21 protein-coding genes are annotated in these 23,271 nt (G+C 69.9%); 14 read left to right on the top strand and 7 right to left on the bottom strand.

Annotation, left to right across the window (positions count from 1 at the left end; all coding sequences use genetic code 11):
* Positions 1-109 precede the first annotated feature (109 nt).
* The gene (locus BJ999_RS21555; RefSeq protein ID WP_179834972.1) at positions 110-559 is read left to right on the top strand and encodes a MarR family winged helix-turn-helix transcriptional regulator; all 450 of its coding nucleotides are present in this window, start codon (positions 110-112) and stop codon (positions 557-559) included.
* A gap of 130 nt (positions 560-689) precedes the next feature.
* Here the strand turns inward: BJ999_RS21555 and BJ999_RS21550 are convergent, their stop codons facing one another.
* Positions 690-1,592: a LysR family transcriptional regulator gene (locus tag BJ999_RS21550; protein WP_179834971.1), complete on the bottom strand. Its 903-nt coding sequence runs from the start codon at positions 1,590-1,592 to the stop codon at positions 690-692.
* A gap of 91 nt (positions 1,593-1,683) precedes the next feature.
* On the opposite strand from BJ999_RS21550, the gene BJ999_RS21545 reads away from it, so the two are divergent.
* The 3 genes from BJ999_RS21545 to BJ999_RS21535 all read left to right on the top strand — a co-directional run bounded on the left by BJ999_RS21545 (position 1,684) and on the right by BJ999_RS21535 (position 4,850).
* Positions 1,684-2,085, top strand: coding sequence for a DUF1330 domain-containing protein (locus BJ999_RS21545; protein ID WP_229810629.1), 402 nt, complete (start codon positions 1,684-1,686; stop codon positions 2,083-2,085).
* A gap of 209 nt (positions 2,086-2,294) precedes the next feature.
* Positions 2,295-3,176, top strand: coding sequence for a PhzF family phenazine biosynthesis protein (locus BJ999_RS21540; protein ID WP_179834970.1), 882 nt, complete (start codon positions 2,295-2,297; stop codon positions 3,174-3,176).
* A gap of 357 nt (positions 3,177-3,533) precedes the next feature.
* On the top strand, positions 3,534-4,850 hold the full coding sequence (locus tag BJ999_RS21535; protein ID WP_229810628.1) for an MFS transporter: 1,317 nt from the start codon (positions 3,534-3,536) through the stop codon (positions 4,848-4,850).
* 335 nt (positions 4,851-5,185) lie between these two features.
* Here the strand turns inward: BJ999_RS21535 and BJ999_RS21530 are convergent, their stop codons facing one another.
* Together BJ999_RS21530 and BJ999_RS21525 are read right to left on the bottom strand one after the other, a co-directional pair.
* On the bottom strand, positions 5,186-6,445 hold the full coding sequence (locus BJ999_RS21530; protein WP_179834969.1) for a tyrosine-type recombinase/integrase: 1,260 nt from the start codon (positions 6,443-6,445) through the stop codon (positions 5,186-5,188).
* Positions 6,446-6,601: 156 nt separating this feature from the next.
* Positions 6,602-7,123, bottom strand: a complete 522-nt coding sequence (locus BJ999_RS21525; protein ID WP_338070799.1) for an MFS transporter — start codon at positions 7,121-7,123, stop codon at positions 6,602-6,604.
* Positions 7,124-7,173: 50 nt separating this feature from the next.
* Here BJ999_RS21525 and BJ999_RS21520 point away from each other — a divergent pair, with 50 nt between their 5' ends.
* The 3 genes from BJ999_RS21520 (at position 7,174) to BJ999_RS21510 (ending at position 8,965) form a co-directional block, all read left to right on the top strand.
* A complete protein-coding gene (locus tag BJ999_RS21520; RefSeq protein ID WP_179834967.1) occupies positions 7,174-7,389 on the top strand; it encodes a hypothetical protein in 216 nt (71 codons plus the stop codon).
* A gap of 205 nt (positions 7,390-7,594) precedes the next feature.
* The gene (locus BJ999_RS21515) at positions 7,595-8,470 is read left to right on the top strand and encodes an SDR family NAD(P)-dependent oxidoreductase (protein WP_179834966.1); all 876 of its coding nucleotides are present in this window, start codon (positions 7,595-7,597) and stop codon (positions 8,468-8,470) included.
* Between the two features lie 9 nt (positions 8,471-8,479).
* The gene (locus BJ999_RS21510) at positions 8,480-8,965 is read left to right on the top strand and encodes a MerR family transcriptional regulator (RefSeq protein ID WP_179834965.1); all 486 of its coding nucleotides are present in this window, start codon (positions 8,480-8,482) and stop codon (positions 8,963-8,965) included.
* Between the two features lie 424 nt (positions 8,966-9,389).
* Here the strand turns inward: BJ999_RS21510 and BJ999_RS21505 are convergent, their stop codons facing one another.
* Positions 9,390-10,313, bottom strand: coding sequence for a LysR family transcriptional regulator (locus BJ999_RS21505; protein WP_179834964.1), 924 nt, complete (start codon positions 10,311-10,313; stop codon positions 9,390-9,392).
* Between the two features lie 117 nt (positions 10,314-10,430).
* On the opposite strand from BJ999_RS21505, the gene BJ999_RS21500 reads away from it, so the two are divergent.
* From BJ999_RS21500 to BJ999_RS41365, 3 genes are all read left to right on the top strand, one after another.
* Positions 10,431-11,309, top strand: coding sequence for an NmrA family NAD(P)-binding protein (locus BJ999_RS21500; protein ID WP_179834963.1), 879 nt, complete (start codon positions 10,431-10,433; stop codon positions 11,307-11,309).
* Positions 11,310-12,158: 849 nt separating this feature from the next.
* On the top strand, positions 12,159-13,379 hold the full coding sequence (locus tag BJ999_RS41370; RefSeq protein ID WP_218935165.1) for a DUF4158 domain-containing protein: 1,221 nt from the start codon (positions 12,159-12,161) through the stop codon (positions 13,377-13,379).
* Complete coding sequence (locus BJ999_RS41365; protein ID WP_229810627.1) at positions 13,376-15,181, top strand: Tn3 family transposase; 1,806 nt, start codon at positions 13,376-13,378, stop codon at positions 15,179-15,181. The genes BJ999_RS41370 and BJ999_RS41365 overlap by 4 nt, the downstream gene beginning before the upstream one ends.
* Positions 15,182-15,550: 369 nt before the next feature.
* On the opposite strand, the gene BJ999_RS21490 is transcribed toward BJ999_RS41365, so the two are convergent.
* A complete protein-coding gene (locus BJ999_RS21490) occupies positions 15,551-16,531 on the bottom strand; it encodes a recombinase family protein (protein WP_229810626.1) in 981 nt (326 codons plus the stop codon).
* 223 nt (positions 16,532-16,754) lie between these two features.
* The gene (locus tag BJ999_RS21485) at positions 16,755-17,834 is read right to left on the bottom strand and encodes a Gfo/Idh/MocA family protein (RefSeq protein ID WP_179834962.1); all 1,080 of its coding nucleotides are present in this window, start codon (positions 17,832-17,834) and stop codon (positions 16,755-16,757) included.
* Positions 17,835-17,948: 114 nt separating this feature from the next.
* On the opposite strand from BJ999_RS21485, the gene BJ999_RS21480 reads away from it, so the two are divergent.
* The 4 genes from BJ999_RS21480 to BJ999_RS21465 all read left to right on the top strand — a co-directional run bounded on the left by BJ999_RS21480 (position 17,949) and on the right by BJ999_RS21465 (position 22,397).
* A complete protein-coding gene (locus BJ999_RS21480) occupies positions 17,949-18,527 on the top strand; it encodes a TetR/AcrR family transcriptional regulator (RefSeq protein ID WP_179834961.1) in 579 nt (192 codons plus the stop codon).
* Positions 18,528-18,979: 452 nt separating this feature from the next.
* On the top strand, positions 18,980-20,371 hold the full coding sequence (locus tag BJ999_RS21475; protein WP_179834960.1) for a coiled-coil domain-containing protein: 1,392 nt from the start codon (positions 18,980-18,982) through the stop codon (positions 20,369-20,371).
* A 47-nt stretch (positions 20,372-20,418) separates the two neighbouring features.
* Complete coding sequence (locus tag BJ999_RS21470; protein WP_179834959.1) at positions 20,419-20,733, top strand: hypothetical protein; 315 nt, start codon at positions 20,419-20,421, stop codon at positions 20,731-20,733.
* A 290-nt stretch (positions 20,734-21,023) separates the two neighbouring features.
* On the top strand, positions 21,024-22,397 hold the full coding sequence (locus BJ999_RS21465) for an amidase family protein (RefSeq protein ID WP_218935164.1): 1,374 nt from the start codon (positions 21,024-21,026) through the stop codon (positions 22,395-22,397).
* A gap of 231 nt (positions 22,398-22,628) precedes the next feature.
* On the opposite strand, the gene BJ999_RS21460 is transcribed toward BJ999_RS21465, so the two are convergent.
* Entirely contained in the window at positions 22,629-23,204 is a 576-nt protein-coding gene (locus tag BJ999_RS21460) for a TetR/AcrR family transcriptional regulator (protein WP_179834957.1), read from the bottom strand.
* Positions 23,205-23,271 lie beyond the last annotated feature (67 nt).

Raw genomic sequence — 23,271 nt, 5'->3', positions numbered from 1 at the left:
ATCTGTCGGCAAACGATCGTGACCGTATGACCGTCAATGATCTGCTGTCAAACAATCGCCCGAAAGATGGTTCTGGTAGCCTCAGGCAGGTCGACAGAGCAGGAGACCCATGGCGTCCAAGACCGCCCGCCCGGCGTACTTTCCGGCACTCGCGGCCGAACGTCCCGACATCGCGATGTGCCGCGCCTCGGCGTACCTGGCCCGCGCCGCCGACGCCCACGCCACCCGGCACGGCCTCGGCGTCGGCCAGCATCTGGTGCTGAAGATGCTCGACACCGTCGGCCCCTGCTCCCAGCAGGTGCTCAGCGAGGAACTGCGCATCGACCGCAGCGTCATGGTGAACGTGTGCGACGACCTGGAGCAGTCCGGGTTCGTCCGCCGCGAACGCAACCCCGAAGACCGCCGCTCCTACGCCGTCACCCTCACCGACGAGGGCCGCAAACGCCTCGCCGAGGCAGAGAACACCGTCTCCTCCTACCTGGACGAAACATTCGCCCCCCTCACCACGAGCGAACGCGCCCAGCTCACCGCCCTCATCAGCAAGCTCATGCAGCTCTGATCCCCGGGGAGGCGCGGTCGCGGGTTCGGACATTCAGCAAGACCGCCGTCGTCATCACCGCGAAGTCCGCCGGGCGCAAGGTCTTCGGCCTCGCCACCGCAGACGTCCGTCTCGCTTGACCTCTCGCGCGTCAGTCCGACAGCCAGTGCAGCTCGTGCGCCAGGGTTTTGGCGACGGCACGGATGCGGCGGTGTAGTGGCGACTGCTCGCGTGGGAGAACCAGGTGGAGCGTCAGGCTGGGCGCGCCCCGCAGCGGTCGCCAGGTGAGACCGGCCGGTGACACCGTGACCGCGGCTTCTCCGGCCGGGGCGAGAGTGACCCCGTCGCGCAGGTCGCGCTGAGACATGTCGAAAGAGACTGCGGGCGTGTGGAATCGGGGGTGTGGCCGGGTGTCTCGGAAGAGTGCGGACAGCTGATCGTGGATCACGGGGTTGGCCGCACGGTCCGGGAGTCGCAGCGGATACGCGGCCGCGTCGGCGATCTCGATCTCCGGGTGTTCGGCCAGCGGATGGTGCTGCGCCAGCTGGACCCCGATGCGCGCCCGCCGCAGCAGGTACCGGCGCACGCCACGGCCCGGCTGTTCACCGCGGGTGATTCCGGCATCGATGCGGCCGTCGGCGCCCGCGGGGGAGATCTCCGGTGTCGCCATCGGGACCGCGCCGACCTCGAGTCCGCTGTTGCCGCGAATCAGCCTGTCCACCAGGGCCGGTGCCGTCTCGGCCCCGGCGCTGAGGCTGTATCCGATGCGCAGCGTGCCCAGTTCACCGGCCGCCGCGCTCCGGGCGGTGTCCCATGCCCGGTCCAGCGCCGCCAGCGCGGGCGGCGCGGACTCCGCCAAAGCCGCACCGGCCGTGGTCAACACGACGCTACGCGTGTTGCGAACCAGCAGGGCGGTACCGAGTTCCGCCTCCAATCGGCGCATCCGGGCGCTGAGTGCGGGCTGTGCGATACCGATCCGTGCGGCCGCGCGGGTGAAGTTCAACTCCTGCGCCAGCACCAGGAAGTACCGCAGGCTCACCGTATCCGGCGCCACGTGCCCTCCCTGCCGATTGATAACGATCCGTTCTGATTCTATCCCGTACCGGTCTTTCCCTCGACCGCATATCAAGCCCTAACCTGCGCATATGCGATTCAGCCGGCCGCAGTACCGGTCGCCGGGATCGATCGATCTGGGTGTCAATTCGAAGTCGGACGTGTCCGGCCGAACACAGGAGGCTTCCATGGCTAAGGGTTACTGGGTCAGTGTCTACCCCGCCATTTCCGACCCTGAGAGGCTGACTGCCTACGACAAGCTGGCCGGTCCGGCCGTCCAGGCTGGGGGCGGGCGGGTCCTGTCCCTCCTCCCGTCCCGTGGCGGTCGAGTCGTCGCCCACGAGGCCGGAATCACGCAACGCGTCGTTCTGATCGAGTTCGACAGCTTTGAACAGGCCGTCGCGGCATACGAGAGCGAGGCATACCAGAAGGCGCTGGTCGCCCTCCCCGACGGCTTCGAGCGCGACTTCCGCATCATCGAAGGCATCGACTGACCGGCGGGCCCAGCCATCGCTGAGCATCCGTCACCTGATACGCACGCCACCAGCGGTGCGGTCATCATCCACTATCCGGTGCAGGACGGCACCGGCTGAGGCAGGCCGGTACGCTCCGGGACGCGTTCGGTCGGCCGTTGCGGCCAGGTCCGGCTACGGCGGAACGCCGTTCGCGGTTGCCGGTTCGTTGAGCGTCAAAGGGTGGGCAGATGTCCTGGCCGGATGTCACGGTGGTTGATGCCTGCGTGCGGCGCGACGGCCGGGGCGGCAGCCCCACGGCCGTCACCGACGACGACCCGGCGGCGACGGACACGGACCGGCGTGCGGTCGCTGCCGCGGCCGGCACCTCGCACGCGGCGTTCCTCGGCCCGGGGCGGACGCCGGACGGTGGCCGGCCGGTCCGGTTCTTCACCGCCACCGCCGAACTGTCCGGCTGCGGCCACGGCACCGTTGCCGCGCAGGCCGTCCGGTTGACCCGCGCCGCGCTGGGCGAGCTGAACGACCGCCAACACACCGGCGGGCGCACGTTCGACACCGTCGCGATCCGCCGCCCCGCCGGCATCGAGGTGTGGTTCGACCAGGGCCTCGTCGCGCTGCGTCACCCGGCACCGGACGAGCGCGCCGCGATCGTCGCCGCGCTCGGGCTCACCGCGGACGACCCGCATCCGACCGACGCGCCACGGATCGCCGCGCCCGGCGCACCACGCATGCTGGTACCGGTCCACGACCGGTCGGCGCTGCTCCGAGTCCACCCACACCTCGGCAGGCTGACAGCGGCGTGCCGGAGGTACGGGCTCCTCGGCTGTTTCGTGTACGCACCGCCGGTGGGCGACCAGCCCGGTGCGGCGCGGATGTTCGCGCCGGCGATCGGTGTCGACGAAGACGTCGCCAACGCCAACAGCACCGGCTGCCTGGCCGCCCACCTGCTCGACACGACAGGGGCACAGACGGTCGCGATCGAGGTGGAGCAGGGTGACACTCTCGGTCGACCGGCCAGCGTGCTCGCTTCGGCCCGACGCGGGCCGGCGGGCATCACGACCCGGGTCGGCGGGTTAGCGGTGGTCCGCGACGGACACCGAGGCGACAACTAGACCGTCCTCTTCTGCGATCCGCGCATGGGGCTGGGCTGTCCGCTGCGGTCAAGCGTGCGCACGGTCTCGTGCAGCCACCGGTGGTTTTGCCCTTGCGCGGCGGGAGCTTCGCCACGACCTGGCCGTCCCCGGGAAGCCACACCAAACCACCCGCCTGCACGGAGAGATCGGCCACATCCCGCCCCGCGAACACGGGGCCAACTACTACCAGCAACACCAAACCAGCAGGTCACCGCCGCATTTTGAGTCTCCACCGCCCCGGGCGGTTCATCTTGCTTTGCCGTCCGCTGGCCGGACGGTCCTTGCCGTGGCGTTCAAAGGCGCCACGGCAAGACCACACAAACGAAAGGAACGACAATGTCCGACGTTTCGGGCACGGGTGGAGCCGACTCCGCAAGAGGGGGCCCGCCAGGCAGCGATCCTCAAGCGGCTCAGCAGGACCTCAACCTGTTCCGCTCGCTGCGCAACCACCGCAACTACCGGTTGCTCATGCCAGGTCAGGGCATCTCCAGTATCGGCGCTTGGATGCAGATGACTGCCCAGGACTGGCTGGTGCTGGACCTGACGCACGGCAGTGGCACCGCAGTCGGCATCACGGCCGGCCTGCAGATACTGCCGGCGCTGCTGTTCAGCTTGTATGGCAGTGTCCTGGCCGACCGGTACCCCAAGCGGCGCGTCCTCATGGTCAGCCAGGCGGTGATGGGCACGCTCGCGCTGGTGCTCGGCCTGCTCACTGTTGCCGGTTCCGTCAGCGTGTGGAATGTGTACGCTCTGGCGTTCGGCCTCGGCCTGGCCGTAACGGTGGACAGCCCGGCCCGGATGGCGTTCACCTTCGAGGTGGTGGGACCCCGTGACGTGTCCAACGCCATCGGCCTGAACAACGCGCTGTTCAACACAACGATGATTCTCGGCCCGGCCGTCGCCGGCGTACTGATCGCCGCCGTCGGCACTGGTCCGGTTTTCCTCATCAACGCCGCGTCGTTCGGCGCCATGGAACTCGGGCTCTACCTCATGCGTGAGGACGAGCTGTACGTCAAGGATCCGGTGCCACGGGCAAAGGGCCAGTTGCGCGAGGGCCTGCGCTACGTCCGGGAGCGCCGCGACCTGGTCATGCTGATGACCATCATGCTGTTCGTCTCCGCGTTCGGCATGAACTTCGCGGTGACCGATGCCCTGATGAGCCGAGAGGTCTTCCACACCGGAGCCTCGTCATTCGGCCTCGTCTCGGCGATGATGGCCGTCGGCGGGCTGGTCGGCTCGCTGCTCTCCGCCCGCCGGAGGCAGCCGAGTATGCGGGGCATGCTGGCCGCAGCGGCAGTCTTCGGGGTGCTGGTAACCGCGACCGGACTGATGCCGGGCTATTGGGCTTTCGTGGCCATGCAGCTGCCGACGGGCATGGCGTTGATGACGTTCACCACAACGGCCTACTCGCTCACGCAGCTGAGCGCTCCGGAGGAGATGCGCGGCAGGGTGATGGGTCTGTACCTGCTGGTGATCACCGGGAGCGCCCTGATCGGCTATCCCCTGATCGGCTGGCTGGCCGAGATCTTCGGGCCGCGTTCGAGCCTGATCATCGGCGGCCTCGCTTCCCTGGCCTCAGTGGTGGCCACCGTCGCCTTCATGGCGCCGGCCGCCGCAGGGCTGCTCGCACGCGGAACAGCACCGCGGCCCTGAACAACACCGTCGGCACACAGTGCCGGCTCAGCTCACACTCAACGAGTGCTCCAACCAAGGGCCCGGCGCCAGCCGGGCCCTGCTCATTTGGGCGGACTGCTCCCGAACGTGGCCCGCGCACGCGGGGATGGCTCGTCGGACACGGAACAGCGTTGGCCCGACGATAGGTCGGCCCCGTGCACGCGGGGATGATTCGTTCAACGCCCTGAGACCTGAGCCATCGTGGAGTCGGCCCCGCGCGCCGGAGGGATAGTGGCGTGGATGGACCACCTCGTGGCGGTCAGCGCGGGCCGACGAGCACTGCGAGCCAGGTGAGGGGCTTCGTGGTCGGCTGATCAGTGGATGGTCTGCTCCGGGAGGTCGGGGTGGAGCCAGTGGGGCAGCAGGTCGGCCAGGAGTCGGTCGCCGGTGCTGGCGAGTTCGGCGTTCTTTTTGGCTTTGGAGCGGCGGATCCAGTAGCGCAGGGTGGTCTTGGGGTCCTTGTGGTTGGCGTAGATCATGACGTGGTGCAGGCCGGCCATGACGCGTTCCTCACCGCCGGCCTGCTCCAGCGCGTCGAGCAGGTGAGTGATCCGGGAGGCGCGCCACACGTGCGGGGTGAGGTCGTCGGCGCCCAGCACGGCGGCGGCGCGCCCCAGCCGGGTGCTGATGCGGACGGCGTCGTGCCGGTCCAGGCGCCGCCCGGCGGCGTCGAGCAGCAGCGGGCCCATCGTGCGGCCGCCCAAGTAGGCGCGCAGCAGCCCGGCCAGCGCCGGCGGGATCTCCAGGTCCCGGACCTGGTGCCCCTTCCGCCGCACCCGCAGGAAGGTGCGATCGCCGGAAGTCTGCAGGTCCTCCACATCGGCCGCGCAGATCTCGCTGACCCGGCCGGCCACCACGTACAACAGTGTGACCAGCGCCAGGTCCCGCAACTGCGCGCGGTCCGAGCCGGGGTGCGGCTCGGGCGCATCAGGCGAGGCTTCAGAGGGCGCGGCGGCCCATGCGGTGGACCGGGCGGCGGCGAACACCGCGGCGACCTCGTCCTCCTCCAGGATCGGGGTCGCGGTGGAGGGGTCCTCCTCGTCGATGACCGGGCGGACGTCCTCGCTGACCGGGTTGGGGGGCGGCGGGTCCAGCACCCCGGCGGCGTAGGCGTGCAGGCTGGACAGCGTCTTGACGTAGCGGGCGATGCTGCGCGGCGTGAGCGGGTGCGCGGCGCGGCTGGTGACCCGGGCCCGCCACATCTGCAGGTGAGCGGTGCTCAGGCAGCCGACAAAGAAGCGGTCGTGGCCGAGCTCGCGGGCCAGCGGCGCCCAGACCGTCAGCAGGTCGTCACAGTAGCCGCGCCGGGTGGCCACCGAGGTCCGCCTGGCTGACGACAGCCACCCGACCACCACTGGCAGAGTGGCCGGGTCCAACACCTCCGCCAGCATGTGCAGCCGCCGCCGGTAGACCCGTTGCTTTCGGATGCGGCCGCCCGGTTGCGGGGAATCGGCCCACCCCACGCACCGCTCCCCCAGGTCGGCGTCCAGCGCGTTGAGCGCGTCGTGAAGCAGCGGCGGCACAGCGACCGCGGGTACCGACCGGCCCGCAGCGATCAGTCCGGCATCAGGCATCGGCGGGCTCCCCCTCGGGGTGTTGGTGTGGTGTGGCGAGAATCCCACACCTCGCGCCGCTGGCTGGGCTTGCGCGGCATCGTCGATAGGTATCGCCGCCGCGACATAGCTCCTCCGATCGGCTCGGCCGCCACAGTGGCAGTCGTTGCGTCGAGTTCATGACTGCTCGGGGCCTTTGGGGTGCTCCCGCAGACGCCATGCGAACGGTCCTCCGTTGCCATGCGAAGGGTCCTCCGTGGAAGCCGTCGAGTCGGACGGCCACGCAAAGAAGAACCGGAGGACTGTGATGACGGAACTTCGCATCCTGCTGGTGATCTTGGGACCGGGCGGGGTGCCGCTCGCGCTACTGCTGTTCCGCGAAGAGATCGTCGGCTGGGTCGAGCGCTGCTGCAGGCGAGACAAGGAAGATCTTTTCCGGATCATCGCCTCCGCCCGGTCCGGCCTGAGCAGCGACAGGGCGGCCGGTGTGGCGATCGCCGTGGCCAGGCCCTGCAGGACGCGTCCGGTGAGCAGCATCGCCGGTGTGGTTGCCAGCCCACCGACCAGCGACCCCGCGGCCGGGAGCGCCATGCCCGCGAGCAGCATCCGGTGCCGTCCGGACAGATCGGCCACGCGACCGAACAGCAACGTGACGTGCGCCGAGCCGGGCGCGTCCGAGGTGACACCGGTTCCGAAGATGACCGCCGCCGCTGAACGTCCTCACCCGGCACACCGTCACCTGGGGCAACGTGGGCGGTTTCGTCGCGTTCGCCACGGAGGCGTCGCTGGTGTTCCTGATGACGCTCTACCTCCAGAAGGTCCTTCTTCATCGCGATGGCCTGGGCATGGCCCCGGGCGGCGGGAACCCCAACATCGACGACCTGGCGCAAGCCGACAGTGAGATGGTCCCGCCGACGGTGATCCCGACAGCCCGGCTACTACAGGTGCTGGACGACTCGTCCTAAGCACCTCCACAATCCAGGGGCCAGCCGGACCTTAACGACCCTCCGCTCCCGAACATGTCCCCAGCCGCCAGGTCTCCCCCGTTTGGCTGGCAGCACGGACCCGGGCGGGGACTGGAGATCCAGGGTTCGCGGCGGACCGAAGGATCCTCAGCGAACCGAGGCCGCGCTTGCGTTCGAGCGCGCTCGAACTCCTAGCGTCGCCGGCATGACATCTCAACCAGGGACTCAGCGGACATGGATCATCACCGGCGCGTCGGCGGGCTTCGGCCGTGCCATCGCCGAGTGCGCCCTCGGGCGGGGCGACAACGTGGTGCTGGCCGTGCGGCGGCCCGGGTCGGTGGCCGACCTCGCCGACGCCCACCGCGACCAGGTGCTGGTCGCCGAGTTCGACGTGCGTGACACCGGGCGCGCCGGGGACGTCGTAGGGTCGGCGGTCGAGCGGTTCGGTCGGGTGGACGTGCTGGTGAACAACGCCGGCCGCGGGGTCGTCGGCGCGGCCGAGGAGGTCGGCGAGGAGGAACTTCGCGCGTCTTTGGAACTTCACCTGCTGGGTCCGGCGGCGCTCGTGCGGGCCGTCCTGCCGCACTTTCGCGAGCAGGGGTCGGGCACGATCGTGCAGATGAGCAGCCAGGGCGGGCGCATCTCCTTCCCCGGTGTCGGCGCGTACTCGGCCGGCAAGTTCGCGCTGGAGGGCTGGTCGGAGGCGCTGGCCGGCGAGGTCGCGCCGTTCGGGGTCCGGGTGATGATCGTTGAGCCGAGCCGGTTCCGCACCTCGTTCAACGCGCCCGACGTGCTCGGGGTCGCCGACGCCAGCGCCGTCTACACCGGGCTGCTGGGGGCCGTCCGCAACGACATGGCCAGCGCCGACGGGATCCAGGAGGGCGATCCGGTACGGGCCGCGGAGATCATCGTGGGCCTGGTCGCCGGTGACGAGCTGCCGCTGCGCCTTCCGCTCGGGCGTGAGGCGGTCGAGCGCATCGCAAGGTCCTACCGGCAGAACCTGGAGGAGCTCGAACGCTGGGCCCCTACCGCGCGTGCCGCCGACTTCCCCGGCGCCCCCGCGTCCGCCCGGCCGATCTAGAATGTCGCCATGGCCACCTACGATCTGATGTCGAGGGCGCTCGCCGCCCTCGACGAGGTCGACGGCCCGGTGTCGGTCGAGGTGATCCACCGCCTCGTTGACGTCAGCGCCGCCACCGACCCCATGACCATCACCGAGGTCGCCGACCTGCTCGACCTGTCGCCGCACACGCTGCGCTACTACGAGCGGATCGGGCTGGTCGAGGTGGCCCGCGACGCCAGCGGCCACCGCAGCTACGACGCGCAGGCGGTACGGCGACTGGTGTTCCTGACTCGTATGCGCCTGTCCGGGATGGCCATGCGCGACCTTCAGCACTACATGAGGCTGGCCGACGAGGGCGAGGGCACCGTCCCCGAGCGCCTTGACCTACTGCTCGAACACCGCGACACGATCCGCCGGCAGCTCAAGGAGCTGACCCTGTCGCTGGCGGCGACCGAATACAAGATCGCCACCTACGGCGGCCACACCGGCCCGTCGTCAGCGGGGAAGGCCTGACCCGTCGGCACTCAACCGCGCCGAACGGGTCCACCGCTCCCAGTCGGCACGGTCACCCTCGTCTTCATCACCTGGGCGAAGACATCGGCTCGACGCGGACGTCATGATCGGCGCCGACGGCATCCATTTGCGGACCCGGCAGATCATCGACCCGGACGCACCGAAGGCCCGGTACCCGGGCATCGTGGGGCGGAGACGAACGGCCTCGCCCGACTCGTCGTAGGGCTCCTCACCCCTACTTTTGCGGAGGGCAGCCAAGGGCGGGATCGGATCCCTCGATTGGATTTTCGACCACCGGATCGACTGGGCCGGGCGGGTCGACCACGCCCGTACGTGAACGTCTCTCAGGGCACCCGGAAAGGGCCACTGCGATGCGGGCGCTTGGCAGGTTCCGTTGGGCCGCCCGGAGCCTGACAGATCAGCATCACGCGCGACGCCGGTCGCGTGTTGCGGTCGGCGCGGGCTGCTCTGCCTGGGCGTCCTGGGCAGCTGCGACCGCGCAGGCTGCGCGCACGAAGGCAGCTACGGCTGGGGAGTGGGCGTCCTGCGGCCAGGCGACAGCCAGGGTGGAGTCGGGAATGTCGGTGACCGGGCGGTAGGCGATTTCGGGGCGGGGGTAACGCTGGGCCACCGAGGCGGGGGCGAAGAAGACGATGCTGCCGGTCTCGACGAGACTGAAGATCTCCGACAGATTCGAGGCCGGCCGCAGCGTGTCGTGGCGAGAGCGGTGTTCGACGGGCCGCGCGAGGTTGGCCGGTGTCCCTCCCAGAGTTTCGCGGCCCGCCAGGTCGTCCAGGCAGAGGGCGGTCCGAGCGGCCAGCGGGTCGGCGGCCGCGAGGGCGACCAGGACCGGTTCGGACAGGAGCGGTTCACTGTCCAGGCCGCGGTCGTCGAAGGGATGCAGGACGAGTCCCACATCGGCGCGGCCGTCGCGCAGAGCCTGCGGCTGCTCACCGAACCCGCCGAGGATCAGTTCCGGCGCCAAGGAGGCGCCGCCGGCGTTGTAGGCGTCCAGGATCTGCGGCAGCAGGCCGCCGTCGATGTCGGCCTTCAAGGCGATCCGCAGTCGCGGCGAGGTGCGCCCTGACTCCCGGACCCGGCGAGTGGCGGCTGTGACCGCTTCCAGGGCGGTCCGGGCATCGCGCAGGAGAACTTCTCCAGCTGCGGTCAGGTTCACCTGCCGAGTGGTCCGTTCGAACAGCCGCACCGCGAGTTGCCGCTCCAGGTCGCGGATCGCGCGCGAGAGCGGGGGCTGCGCCATGCCCAGCCGGTCGGCGGCGCGCCCGAAGTGCAGTTCCTCCGCGACCGCCACGAAGTAACGCAGCTGCCGCACCTCCAGATCACTCATACCTCCAGGGTATCAATCTGGCGGAGATTGATCCTTCGCCTTACGCATCGCGTCCGGTTGACTCGACATACGGCGTCTCACCCGTTTCGCCCTAATCGCCCTGTATGGAGGCATGTCGTGATCGTCGTCACCACACCGACCGGAGACATCGGCCGACAGCTGATCGACCGGCTCCTGGCCGCTGGGGAGGCGGTCCGTGTCATCGTCCGCGATCCCGCGCGGCTGCCGGAGCACGTGCGCGCCGGAGCCGAGGTCGTGCAGGGCTCCCACGGCGACGCCGACACCATCGCCAAGGCGCTCGACGGCGCCGACCGGATGTTCTGGCTCGTGCCCCCGGCCAACTTCCACGATGCCGGCGACGCCAGGCACTACTACCTCGAGTTCACTCGGCACGCCGCCCACGAGGCCGCGAGGCGGGATGTGCTGATGGTCGGCGTCACGTCCCTGGGAAAGGGATACGCGGGTGAGGCCGGGTTGCTGACGGCCGCGTTGGAGATGGACGCCATGATCGAGTCCGGCGGCGTCGCCTACCGGGCCCTGGCCCTGCCGTTCTTCATGGAGAACCTGCTGCGCCAGGCCCCCGCGATCAAGCAGGGAACGATCGCCATGGCGAACGACGCGGACCGACCACTGCTGACCGTCGCCACCCAGGACGTCGCGAAGGCCGCCGCCGTCCTTCTCCTCGACGCCTCCTGGAGCGGCCGGGCCCGCGTCCCCCTAGTCAGCCCCGACGCTCTGACCCCGGCGGCCATGGCCGAGATCGTCTCCAAGACCCTGGGGAGCACGGTGGACTACCGCCAGGTCGCCCTCGCCGACTTCCAGTCCATGATGGTGGAGCGCGGCGCAAGCCCTGCGCTGGCCAAGGACATGGCAGACATGGTCCATGCGCAGAACGACGGTATCTACGACGCCGAAGCGCGCGAGGGGAGTTTCGCCGCCGAGACCGGGTTCCGGCAGTGGTGCCAGGACGTCCTCAAGCCCGCCCTTATGGCTTGACATCACCTCGTCACGATCATGTCGGTCACGATCAGTCCCGACCACACGCGTCGTCGTCCTCGTCAAGCTCGGACACGTCCGGGTCGGGGTCGAGGCGGCGAAGCTGCTCGGCGCGGTACAGACACCCACCGGTCGGCACGGGGGTGTTCATCGTCTCCGCCACCTACGCTGCCTTCCGCGAGGGCGACCGTGGGATCCGTACGGTGCAGCTGCTGCGCTACCTCGTTCTTCTTGGAGCCCGAGCGCAGCCGCTTGAGCAGCGTGAGGCCGCCCGCACCGCCTACCAGCCCGGCCGCGAACCCGGATCGCCGTCGCAGCGGGAGCGAGGGCGCCGCCGCCCGCGAACTCGCCGCCCGCACCGCCCGGTGGGACACCGCCCTCGCCCGGCGCCCACACCAACTAGGAGGGCGAGCGCTACAACGAGGACGACCAGGACCCGCCGAGCGGTGCCCAGCGCGCGGCGTACATCGCCGGGGCCGCCGTCTTTGTCCCCCACCAGCTCCCAGTCGCCGTCCAGCAGCGTCCACGCGGCGATCAACTCCTCCGGCCCCACTCCCGATGCACCATGGATCCATTCGCTCGATCGGCCCCCCAAAGCCTGGAAAACCCTCGAACGCCCAGTGATGCGCTACCGCGTGGTAAAGGGGGTTGACGAGCATCGGAACGAAAATCCGCGCTAAGGCGACCCGTCGGGTCGGGCTAGCGCGGAAACTCGTTCCGATGCGTGCGACCTGGGCGTTTGTACTGGATATCGGGGTGGTTGGCGGCGGGGTGGGGTAACGGTCTGATCTTTGGTGGGGTTCGAGTGGTGGGTGGGTCCTACTTTCTGGGGCTATGCCAGTTGAGTTCTTGAGCGATGAGGAAGCCGCTGCCTACGGCCGGTTCACCGGGCCGCCGTCGCGGGCGGAGCTGGAAAAGCTGTTCTTCCTGGACGACGCCGACCGCAAGCTGATCGCCAAGCGGCGGGGCGAGGACAACCGTCTGGGGTTCGCGCTGCAGGTGACCACGGCCCGGTTCGTGGGCCGGTTTCTGCCCGATCCGCTGGACGTCCCGATCGAGGTGGTGGACTACCTGGCGGCTCAGCTCGGGATCGCTGATGCGTCGGTGGTGAAGTCCTATGCCGAGCGGCAGCAGACGGTGTTCGACCATCAGGACGACATCCGCAAGGCTTACGGGCTGCGGAGCTTCGCCGAGGCCGAGGACGAGTTCGTGGCGTGGGCGGATGCGCGGGCGTGGAACACCGGGGACGGCGTCAAGAGCGTCTTCGCCGAGGGGGTGACCTGGCTGCGCGGTGAGAAGGTGCTGCTGCCGGGGGTGACGACGCTGGCGCGGCTGGTGGCGCGGGTGCGTGAGCAGGCGGTCGAGCGGCTGCACCAGAGCTTGTACGCGGTGCTGTCGCCGCGGCAGCGGGCGGTGCTGGAGTTGCTGCTGGAGATGCCCGAGGGAGCGCGGACCTCGGATTTGGAGCGGTGGCGCAAGGGTCCGTCGGTGCCGTCGGGCAGGAACCTGGAGAAGGCGCTGAAGCGGGCGCAGGAGATCCTGGGCGCGGGGCTGGGCGCGGTGGATCTGCCGGCGGACGTTCCGCAGCGGCGGCTGGTGGACCTGGCCCGCTATGGGATGAGCGCGACCGCGACCACGCTTCGGCGGCACGGTCCGCCGCGGCAGTTGGCGACGCTGCTGGCCACGGTCATCTACCTGGAGGGCAAGTCGGTCGATGACTGCCTGGACCTGCTGGATCTGCTGATGACGACCGAGCTGATCGGCAAGGCCGAGACCGCGACCGACAAGGAACGCGCCCGCCAGCACCCGAAGCTGGCGCGGCATTCGGCGACGCTGGCGGCGGCGGTGGAGATGCTGCTGGAGGTCACCGAGTACGGCGAGGAGATCAGCCTGGAGCAGGTGTGGGAGTCGATCGACGCGGTGGTGCCGCGCCGTGAGATGCGGAGCGCGGTGGCGGCGGTGACCGGGATGGTGCCGCCGCCCGAGGCCGACGACGACGGGCCGATGCGGGCGCTGCTGGCCGAGCGGATCGCCACGGTGTCGGGGTTCTTGAAGACCTCACCGAGGTGATCGAGTTCGGTGCGACCGCCGAGGCGGCCCGGGTGCTGACGGCGACCAAGGCGTTGCCGCGGCTGCTGGACGGCCGCAAGAAGAAGGCCACCGAGGCCGACATCGACGCCGGCCTGGTGACCGGGTCGTGGAAGCGGCTGGTGCACCGGCCCGGCGCGCATGGCAGCACCGTGGACAAGAACGCCTACACCATGTGCGTGCTGACCCAGTTCCACCGCCACCTCAAGCGCCGCGACATCTACTCCCAGGCGTCGGCGCGCTGGCGCGACCCGCGCGCCGAGCTGCTGGCCGGGGACGCCTACGCCGCGGCCAAGGGCAGGGTGCTGACCGATCTGCGGCTGCCCGCCGACCCGGCGACGTTGCTGGCCGAGAACGCGATGGTGCTGCACATGGCGCTGGGTGATGTGGCCCGGCGGGTGGGCGGTGAGAGCGGTCTGAGCGTCGATGACCAGGGCCGTCTGCACGTGGCCAAGCTGGTCGCGCTGCCCGATCCGGCGTCGCTGACCGATCTGCGCAAGCGGGTGGCCGGGATGCTGCCGCGGGTGGACCTGCCCGAGCTGCTGCTGGAGACCATCGGCCGGGTGAAGGGGTTTCAGGCCGCGTTCACCTCGGTGGCCGGCGGGGTCAGCAAGCTGGCCGACTTCGATGTCTCGGTCGCGGCGTGCCTGACCTCCCAGGCGCTCAACATCGGGTACGCGCCGGTGATCAAGCCCGGCACGGCCGCGCTGGAGCGCGCCCGGCTGTCGCACGTGGCGCAGAACTACCTGTCGGCCGAGACGTTCTCGGCGGCCAACGCCCCGCTCATCGACGCCCAGGCAGGGATCGGCTTCGCCCGGCACCTCGGCGGGGGGCTGGCCGCGGCGATCGACGGGATGCGGTTCGTGGTGCCGGTCCCCTCGATCTACACCCGCCCCAACCGCAAGTACTTCGGGAACAGACGCGGCCTGACCTGGCTCAACATGACCAATGACCAGGGTGTCGGGCTGGGGGCGAAGGTCGTCACCGGCACTGTCCGCGATTCCCTGCACATGATCGACGTGCTGTTCCGCCGGGACGGCGGCCGCCGTCCCGAGGTCATCGTGACCGATACTGGCTCTTACTCCGACGTTGTCTTCGGCCTGGTCCATCTGCTGGGGATGCAGTACCGGCCGGCGCTGGCCGACCTGCCCGACCAGAAGGGCTGGCGGATCCAGGACGCCGACTACGGGCCGCTGTCCCGCTTCGCCCGAGGAAAGATCGACCTGAACAAGATCAAGCGGCACTGGGACGACATCCTGCGCGTGGTCGTGTCGATCTACACCGGGAAAGTCCGCGCGCACGACGTGATGAAGATGCTCCAGCGCGACGGCAACCCCACCCAGCTCGGCGAGGCGATCGCGCACTACGGCCGGATCTTCAAGACCCTGCACATCCTCACCTACGCCGTCGAGGAGCCCTGCCGCCGCGACATCAAAGGCGTCCGCAACCTGCAGGAATCCCGGCACGCCCTGGCCGGGAAGGTCTTCCACGGCCGCAAGGGCGAGATCTACCAGCGCTACTACAAGGGCATGGAAGACCAGCTCGGCGCGCTCGGCCTGGTCCTGAACTGCATCACGCTGTGGAACACCTTCTACATGGACAAGGCCCTGGAGCAGCTACGCGCCGACGGCTACCCGCTGCTGGACGAAGACGTCGCCCGCCTGTCGCCCTTCGGCCGCAAGCACACCAACGTGATCGGCACCTACTCCTTCACCGCCCCCGACCTCGGCCCCTCGGGCGCTCGCGAGCTCCGCGACCCCGACACCGACGATGAAGACGACTGACCCGCATCGGTGGCAGATGGCACCATCGATCCATGCCGTGGTGGAAGAGGAAACCCCGATGGCCCGTTGACACCGACCCGGCTCTGGCGCAGTTCCGGCAGGAACTCATCGGCGAGTTCGGCGAGGACGTCGCTTACCGGATCCGGCTCTCCCGGCAGGGGGCGCCCACCGAGTGCACTCCCACCTGGGCCCCTCTTCCTTCTTGGGAAGCCGTGGAACACGTCGGCCACCTGATCGGCGGGCCCCGCAGCGAGATCACTGCCAGCGACATAGAAGTCCAACCGGCCGGCAACCGCTGGGTCGTCCTGTGCCGCCCCGATGCCGGGCGGTTACGCTGACCACCCGCCGTCCGGGGGCTCGCCGACCGGCTCAGCGAGTCGAGGTAGACGCATCAGCTGGTCGTACTGCGTGACCGAGGGCGCGGGACGGGGTGTCGGCCGGCAGCGCGGCGAGCACGGCGTCCAGCTCGTCCCGCCCGTCCTTCTGCCCGTCGTCCTGGCCGTCGGTGTCGTGCTCGCGGAGCATCCGCATGACGGTGGCCGCCGACGGGTGCCGCCCCTTCTTCTTGCCCTGGGTGATGACCAGGTGCCCGGCGATAGCCCGCAGGCTCATCCCCTGCTCACGCAGGTGAAGGGCGTGGGAGAGCATCGCCTGGTCGGTGACGGCGGCGCCGCCGATGCGCTTGCCACGGGTGCGGGCGGACTCGTGGCCTTCCAGGGTCCGGTCTCGGATGTACTCGCGTTCCATCCCCGACAGGGCGGCCAACACGGTGAACACGATCCCCGACGGGTCGTGCGAGCCCTGCAGTTCGCCGGCGAGGAACTCCAGCCCGATGCCCGAGGCTTTCAGCTGCTCGGCCAGCGCGGCCAACTCGATGCCGCGACCCAGGCGCTTGTGCTCATGGACCACGAGCGTGACCGCGACTCCCGATGCCCGCATCTCCCGGGCCAAAGCGACCGCCTTATCGAGTTCGGGCCGGGTGGCGGCCCGAGTGGAGATCTTCTCGGCGAAGATCCGGGCGACGCCCGCCTTCTGGAGCGAATCGAGCTGGGTGTCCAGGGACTGGCGGGCCGTGGAAGCCCGGGCATAGCCGATCCGCGCGTGCCCGGCCGGTTCGGTGCCGGCCGACGCCGGGCGGGGCAGTTCGACCCACACCGAGCCCGGCTTACGGACGGCCGGCGTCGGGACGTTGAGCGCCTTGGCCAAGGAGGGCACGAGCCGGAACCGGGCGGTGTGGTACTGCACGGCCACCTTGCCCTTGCCGGTGCGGCACGGCGATCCGGCCGGGGCGGCGCAGGTCGACATGGGGCAGTCGTGGGCCTCCACGCGGATGAAGTCGTCCTCGTTCACCCCGAGAGTGTTTCATGTGGGTGTTTCACACAACCATTCTTTTGAAACAACCCATGAAACAGGATTCGGCCAGGACGGGCCTCGCCGAGAACGGTGTTTCATAGGCGACCACCTATGAAACACCGGCCACTGAACAAGCAGGAGGCTTCCACCGGACCCCTGTACGGAGAACACGGCGTGGTCGGGCATCAGCGCCCAGCCGCCGTCGCCAGGGCCGGGTGGGTTACGAGATTTCCTGGGTGGTTCCATCGGCTGCGGACCGTTCGATGGCGGTGAGGAGCCGGTGGTGGCGCAGGGCGGTCTCGAAGCTGGGGTGCGGCTGGCGGTCTCCGGCGATGGCCTGGGCGACTTCCTGGTAGAGGGCCGCGATGTTGGCCAGCGGACCGGAGCGGACGCCTTCGGGGACGGTGCGGTAGGCGTCGGGCACGGCCAGCGCGTCGTCTCCGATTCTGATGTCCCAGTCGCCCCAGTGGATGAACGTCCCGCGCTGGGCCGGGGTGGCGGTCAGTGTCGCGTCGCTGCCGACGAGCTTGAGCAGGAACGCGTCCTGTATGGGTCCGTTGCCGCCGTGCACGGCGACGGATGCGGTGGCGCCGCCGGTCAGCAGTCCATGCAGCAGCACGTGGCTGGGTGTGGCGTTGGGCACGGTGCGCTGCGTCCCGTCGACCAGCACGCGGTCGTGCGTGCGGGGCAGCCGCGCCGAGACCTCGGCCAGCGGGCCCGCGACCCGTTCGAGCGCGGCCAGGAAGTGGCCGGCCATGATGGTGAGGATGTTGGATCCCTCTGCGGGGTCGAGGCCGAACACCAGGTTCGGCCAGATGCGACTGCCGCCCCAGGGCGCGCCCTCGGCCACCAGCGCGACCGATTCGAGCGTGCCGATCCGGCCTTCGGCCAGCAGGTCTGCGGCGAAGCGGGCGCTCGGCGAGTGGTGCCCCTGGAGGACGACCGCGTGGACGACGCCCGCGGCGGTGGCGGCTTCGGTCAGCTCGCTCGCCTCGTCGGCATCGGCGCCCAGCGGCCACTCGGACACGACGTGCTTGCCGGCCTTGAGCGCGGCCCTGATCACGGCGGCATGCCCGGAGGCCTTCACCGAGACGACGACCAGGTCCACCTCGGGGTGCGCCACGAGCTCGCCCGCGTCGGCGAGAGCGTGCCGCACGCCGTGGGCGGCGGCCACCCGGTCCGCACTGGCCTGATGGGTGGTCGCGACCGCGGTCACCTCGAACTCCTCAAGTGCGGCGAGCGCGGGGAGGTGCGAGCCGTCCGCCCACCCGCTGGCCCCGACAACTCCGACTCGGATCATGCGTCACCCCTTAGTTATGTACCTTGCGGTATGAAACTAGAGCGGCGCGGTGTTCTGGCGCAAGGGGTAACGTACCGGTAGGTATAAAACTCGGAGGACAGCACGGAGGGTGGCATGCCCGGCGGACGCCCACGCTCGTTCGACGCAGACACCGCGCTCGACCGCGCCCTGGAGGTGTTCTGGCGGCACGGCTACGAGGGCACCTCACTGACCGACCTGACCACCGCGATGGGCATCAACAAGCCCAGCCTCTACGCCGCCTTCGGCAACAAGGAAGAACTGTTCGCCAAGGTCCTGGCCCGCTACCTCGACGGCCCCGGCGCCTACACCGCCGACGCGCTGGACGCGCCCACCGGCCGCGAGGTCATCGAACGGCTGATCCACGGAGCCGTGGACCTGACCGCGGGCCAGAACACCCCCCACGGCTGCCTGTGCGTCAACAGCGTGCACGCTCGCGGACCCGACGCGCACACCGCACGCCAGGACGCCATCGCGGTGCGCAAAGCCGGTGAGGCAGCGCTGCGCAGGCGGCTGGAGCAGGCCACCGATCTGCCCTCCCACTACGAACCAGCCGCCCTGGCCGCACTCGTCCACACCATCTCCGACGGCATCGCCGTCCAGGCGGCAGCCGGCCGAAGCCACGACGAGCTGCGGCAGATCGGCGACCTGGCGCTGCGCACCCTGCTGGACTGAAAGCCCTCAGACCACCGCCACGCCGCATCCAAGGCCCCCTTACCAGGGCACACAGAACGATCAGCCCCCAAAGGCAGACCACCCGGCGCCCTCAGCAGGACGTCCGTTCGACTGCCACATCAACCTCGAAACGCCGGGCCCCGGACGCATCAGAACGAAAAGTCGCGCCAGCGTCAATCCAGGCGACCGCCTACCGCGACTTTTCGTTCCGATGCTGGTCGCCCCCCGTAAAGCCGACTTGCAACCGATCACCAACCGCAACCGAGACCTCTCAATCAGCTACCCGGCGGCTGAGACGCGTTCGGGAGCGGAGGGCCGTCTCCCCACGAAGGCTCTAGATGTGATCTTGGTGGCCGAGAGCACTTAACGCCAGTTAAGTGCTCTCCTCATCGCATCATACGAAACGTTTCCGGAAACGATTGCTTGATGCGAATGAATGCTAGAGTCGGGTCGTGATCGACCAGGACGCTGAGCATGAGGACGGGCCCGCGACCGGCGACTCCGAGACGGACGCCGCGCTACGCGACATCGACGAGGTCGAGGGCCACGCTGCGACCGCGCAAGTCGGGGGCGCCGGCACCGCCGAGGACCCGAGCGCCGACGGGGACGCCGGCGGCGATTCAACGGCCCCCTACGGGAGGTGCCTGCACTGCGACGACCCGCTTCCGGCGCCGCTGCGCCGCGGCGGCCGCCGACTGGAGTACTGCCCCGCCCCCAAGAAGTGCCGCAGCCGGCACAACAACGCCCGCCGTAGCGCGAGCCGCAGCGACGCCGCCTCGGTGCTGCGCTCGCACGACCAGGTGGCGGCCCGGACGGCGCCCGCCCTGGCCGACGTGGGCCGGTTGCTGATCGAACACGCCGCCCGCCATCAGGCGCTGCTGGACGAACTCGGCGAGCGCGAGGAACTGGAGAACCAGATCGACGCGCTCACCGATCGCAACGCCGCCGTGGAGGCCGACGCCGGCCGCCGCATCCGCCAGGCCACCCAGCACGCCGATCAACGCATCGCCGAGGTCGAGGCCCAGGCCGCCCGCGATGTCGCCGCAGCCGAGCAGCGCGCGCATATCGCGCTGACCCGCGCCGACGACGCCGACGAGCGCGCCACCGAAGCGCAGCGGCTGGCCGACCAGCGGGTCGCCGAGCACGACCTGGCCCGCGGCCGCGCCGAGGAGCAGGCCGCGGCCGCCACCCGCGACACCGAACAGGCCCGGCACGCCCAGGCCGACGCCGAAGAAGCCCTCAGAGGCGCCGCCGAGGAGTTGCGGGCCGCCGAACAGCAGATCTCCCGGCTCAGTGCGGCGCTGCAGACCGCCACCGACGAACGCGACGCCCAGCAGCGCCGCGCCGAGCAGGCCGAGCAGCGCGCCACCGCCGACGCGGAGACGCTGCAGCAGACCAAGTCCGCGCTGGCCGACATCCGCCGCCGGCTCATCGACGTGGAGGCCGCTCACGAGGCCGCACTGTCCCAGGCCACTGCGGCGTCCACGCGAGCCGAGGAGCTCCGAACCCGCGCGGACAACGCCGAGCAGCGCGCTGACCGGGAAGTGCGCCGCGCCGACCAGGCCACCACCCGGGCCGACCAGGCGGCCGACCGCGCTGACCGCTTCGCCGCCGAGACCGACCGGCTCCGGACCGCGCTTCACCTGCCCCCGGTCGGTGACGTCGACGGGGTCCCCGGCGTACGCGCCGGAGGCGCCACCGTGACCGCCGCCTCCGGACTGCTCCACTTGGCGGGCGTGCACCAGCGACTCGACTCTGATGCCGCCGGCGAGCTCGCCCGCGCCATGCTCGCCCTCGCCGCGCACGTCCAGAGCCGGAGCGATGCAGCCCGAAGGTCCACCTGACCTGCAGCCCGGTCTGGCCTGGGCGCCGGCGACGGGCGATCCAGGCTGTGGAATCCCGCTTTCTGAAGGCTTTGGCGATTTCGAGCGGGCGCTCTGACCATGCCGACACCCACCTATTCGGTGTGAATTCCAGCCATGGCAGCATGCGGAACTGCGGCGCCGCCGAACTCTTCGGATCGGCGATGCTCAAGGCGGTCGATCCGCCCGTGACCACGCGTGAAGTGCTTGCTCCTGACCTCTACGACAGTTGGACCCTGCTCCAGCAACGTAGCTCTTTACTCATCCGCTGCCGCCGCACCGCCGAGGCCCCCGTTCCGATCCCGGCCCTGACGCCGCCCGGCTTGGGGGTCTTTGCGTACTAACCGGTTAAAAAGGCCCGCCTGGCCGGTAAGGACTACGCCAGCGTCGGTCGGCATATCCACATGGGCTAATAAAGGCCGACCGATACCTGAGATCGCAGGCCACAGCCCCTCTTCGACCAGCGCGCTCAGAGAGCGGATGCGACTTCTTTGACGCGGTGCTCCTTTTCTGGACTGTTCTCAGTGGTCGCCTAAAGCGGCCCCGCCGTACGGCGGACGCAAACCAGACAGGAGGAGGGCCGATGGAAGCGGCCTTTTTTGAGGAGTTGACCATTCGCGATCTGCTTCGAGCGATGGCGGCCGGTCTGCTGACCGCGGAGGAGCTCACCATCCGATGCCTGAAGCGCATCGAGCGGCTGAACCCCGTACTGCACGCGGTCATCAGCGTGAATCCGTACGCGCTGGCACGGGCACGCGAGATCGATCGTCTGCGGTCCTCGGGCTTTCCGCTCGGACCGCTCGCCGGGATTCCCGTCCTGGTGAAGGACAACATCGACACTCTCGGTCTGGCCACGACGGCGGGTTCCGAGGCCCTGCGTCACGCTTACCCGTACCGCGACGCGGAGTTGGTGGGGCGACTGCGCAAAAGCGGCGCGATCATTCTGGGCAAGACGAACTTGTCGGAGTGGGCCGCCTACCGCACCTCTGCCCCGCACAACGGCTGGAGCCCGGTCGGCGGTCAGACCCGGAATCCCCACGTCCTGGATCGGACACCCTTCGGGTCTTCGGGCGGTTCCGCGGTCGCGGCGGCGGCGAGTCTGGCCCCGCTGGCCATCGGCACCGACAGCTTCGGCTCCATCATCGCGCCTTCCGCGACGAGCGCCGTGGTCGGCTTCCGACCGTCCCTGGGACGGGTCAGCGGGGCCGGCATCGTGCCGATCTCGCCGCACCAGGACACCGCCGGGCCGATCACCCGGAACGTGGCGGACGCCGCCGCGGTCTTCGCGGTGATCGCGACACCCCGCTTCGCCTGCCGTCTGGAACCAGACCTTCCGGCTGGGACCAGGATCGGCGTGTGGCGCGGGAGGAGGTCGGCCGGCACCCACCCCGACGTGGATCGTGTTCTCGCGGAAGCCGCGGCGAGGCTGGAGGAACTGGGCGTGACCATCGTCGAGGTGGACGTGCCCGCACCCGACCCGTCCGGGGTGCTTCCCTACGAGTTCAAGAGGGGCATCAACGCCTACCTGAGCTCGGTCGGGGGCGAGCACCCTCGGAATCTCGACGAGCTGATCGCGTTCAGCCATCCGGCCGAGCGGAGGTCCGAACTCGGGTTCACCAGGTTCGAACGAGCGCAGGATTCGGACCTGGCCCGCTCACCGCGGGAGTACCTGGAGGAACGCCAACGGATCACCGAGGAGACCCGCGGAGGCGTTGACGCCCTCTTCGGGCGCCACGGCCTCCACGCGATCATGGCTCCGTCCAACGGCCGGGCTCCGAAGATCACCGAGCGCGGCCACGCCTGGGTGTTCTCCGGCGCTCCGGCGTCGGTGGGCGGGTATCCGAGCATCACGGTACCGGCGGGTTACGCCGACGCCCGGCTGCCGCTGGGCGTCTCGTTCATGGGTCGCAGGAACCGCGACGAGGAGCTCCTGGGTCTCGCCTACTCCTTCGAGCAGGCGACCCGAGCCCGCAAGCGGCCCCTGTACCTGCCCGCGCTCCCGGTCTGACGACCGGGCACGTTCGGCAGGTGTACATTCGCCGGCCCCAGCCATCCGCTGGGGCCGGTCCCTTTCGCCTCTCCCCCAGTTCCCAACCACAGGACGGCTCCGGCTGCCCGGGGCGCTGAGCTTCTCCTGCACCTGAGCATCCCTCGCCAATCCCCCACGCGCTACTCCGCCCCGCCGGCTGCGCAGGTATGCACCGCCCGGCCGATCCGCGTCTCCGCCAGAAGGCAGAGATCAGGCCTGCCCCAGCAACCGGTCGACCAGGCCGGCGATGTAGTCCGGGGTGAGCGGGCCCGCGCCGAACAGGACGCGGATGTACATCGGGGCCATGATGTGGTCGAGCACGTCCAGCACGTCGGGTGGATGCTCGCCGCGTTCGCCGGCGCGGTCGAGCATGGCCTGCACGAACCGGGTGCGTTCGGCGAGAAAGTCGTCACGCGCCTGCAGACCCCGTTCGCCCCTGTTCGACAGGGCGACGGTCAGGCGCAGCACCGCCAGGCCGTCGGGTCCCGTGATCTCGCGCGCCACCTGGGCCGCGTAGGCGTGCAGGTCACCGGCCAGGCTCCCGGTGTCGGGCATCGGCGACTGCGCGTTCAGGCGCGCGAGCGCCACATCGGTGAGCAGGGCCTCAAGGGTGCCCCACCGGCGGTAGACGCTGGTGTCGGCCACGCCTGCGCGGGCCGCGACGTCACCGACCGTGAATTCGCCGTAGCCGCGCTCGCCGACCAGGTCCGTGACGGCCTGGTGCACCGCCGCCCGGACACGGGCGCTGCGCCCGCCGGGCCGCCGGACCGGCCATCGTTCCTCCATGCCCACACCTTAGCGCAGCTCGCAGTTGCGTTTACGGGGCCCGGCGTCTAGTGTCCTAACGCAGTAG

Source organism: Actinomadura citrea, from assembly GCF_013409045.1.
In the GTDB taxonomy this organism is placed as follows: domain Bacteria; phylum Actinomycetota; class Actinomycetes; order Streptosporangiales; family Streptosporangiaceae; genus Spirillospora; species Spirillospora citrea.
The sequence above is the reverse complement of the archived record's forward strand: the minus strand, read 5'-3'. Positions and strand labels throughout refer to the sequence as shown.

Excerpts from the sequence above, each read along its gene's own strand:
- BJ999_RS21555 (WP_179834972.1), top strand. The coding sequence starts at position 110 with ATGGCGTCCAAGACCGCCCGCCCGGCGTACTTTCCGGCACTCGCGGCC.
- BJ999_RS21545 (WP_229810629.1), top strand. The coding sequence starts at position 1,684 with ATGCGATTCAGCCGGCCGCAGTACCGGTCGCCGGGATCGATCGATCTG.
- BJ999_RS21540 (WP_179834970.1), top strand. The coding sequence starts at position 2,295 with ATGTCCTGGCCGGATGTCACGGTGGTTGATGCCTGCGTGCGGCGCGAC.
- BJ999_RS21535 (WP_229810628.1), top strand. The coding sequence starts at position 3,534 with ATGTCCGACGTTTCGGGCACGGGTGGAGCCGACTCCGCAAGAGGGGGC.
- BJ999_RS21530 (WP_179834969.1), bottom strand. The coding sequence starts at position 6,445 with ATGCCTGATGCCGGACTGATCGCTGCGGGCCGGTCGGTACCCGCGGTC.
- BJ999_RS21515 (WP_179834966.1), top strand. The coding sequence starts at position 7,595 with ATGACATCTCAACCAGGGACTCAGCGGACATGGATCATCACCGGCGCG.
- BJ999_RS21510 (WP_179834965.1), top strand. The coding sequence starts at position 8,480 with ATGGCCACCTACGATCTGATGTCGAGGGCGCTCGCCGCCCTCGACGAG.
- BJ999_RS21505 (WP_179834964.1), bottom strand. The coding sequence starts at position 10,313 with ATGAGTGATCTGGAGGTGCGGCAGCTGCGTTACTTCGTGGCGGTCGCG.
- BJ999_RS21485 (WP_179834962.1), bottom strand. The coding sequence starts at position 17,834 with ATGATCCGAGTCGGAGTTGTCGGGGCCAGCGGGTGGGCGGACGGCTCG.
- BJ999_RS21480 (WP_179834961.1), top strand. The coding sequence starts at position 17,949 with ATGCCCGGCGGACGCCCACGCTCGTTCGACGCAGACACCGCGCTCGAC.
- BJ999_RS21465 (WP_218935164.1), top strand. The coding sequence starts at position 21,024 with ATGGCGGCCGGTCTGCTGACCGCGGAGGAGCTCACCATCCGATGCCTG.
- BJ999_RS21460 (WP_179834957.1), bottom strand. The coding sequence starts at position 23,204 with ATGGAGGAACGATGGCCGGTCCGGCGGCCCGGCGGGCGCAGCGCCCGT.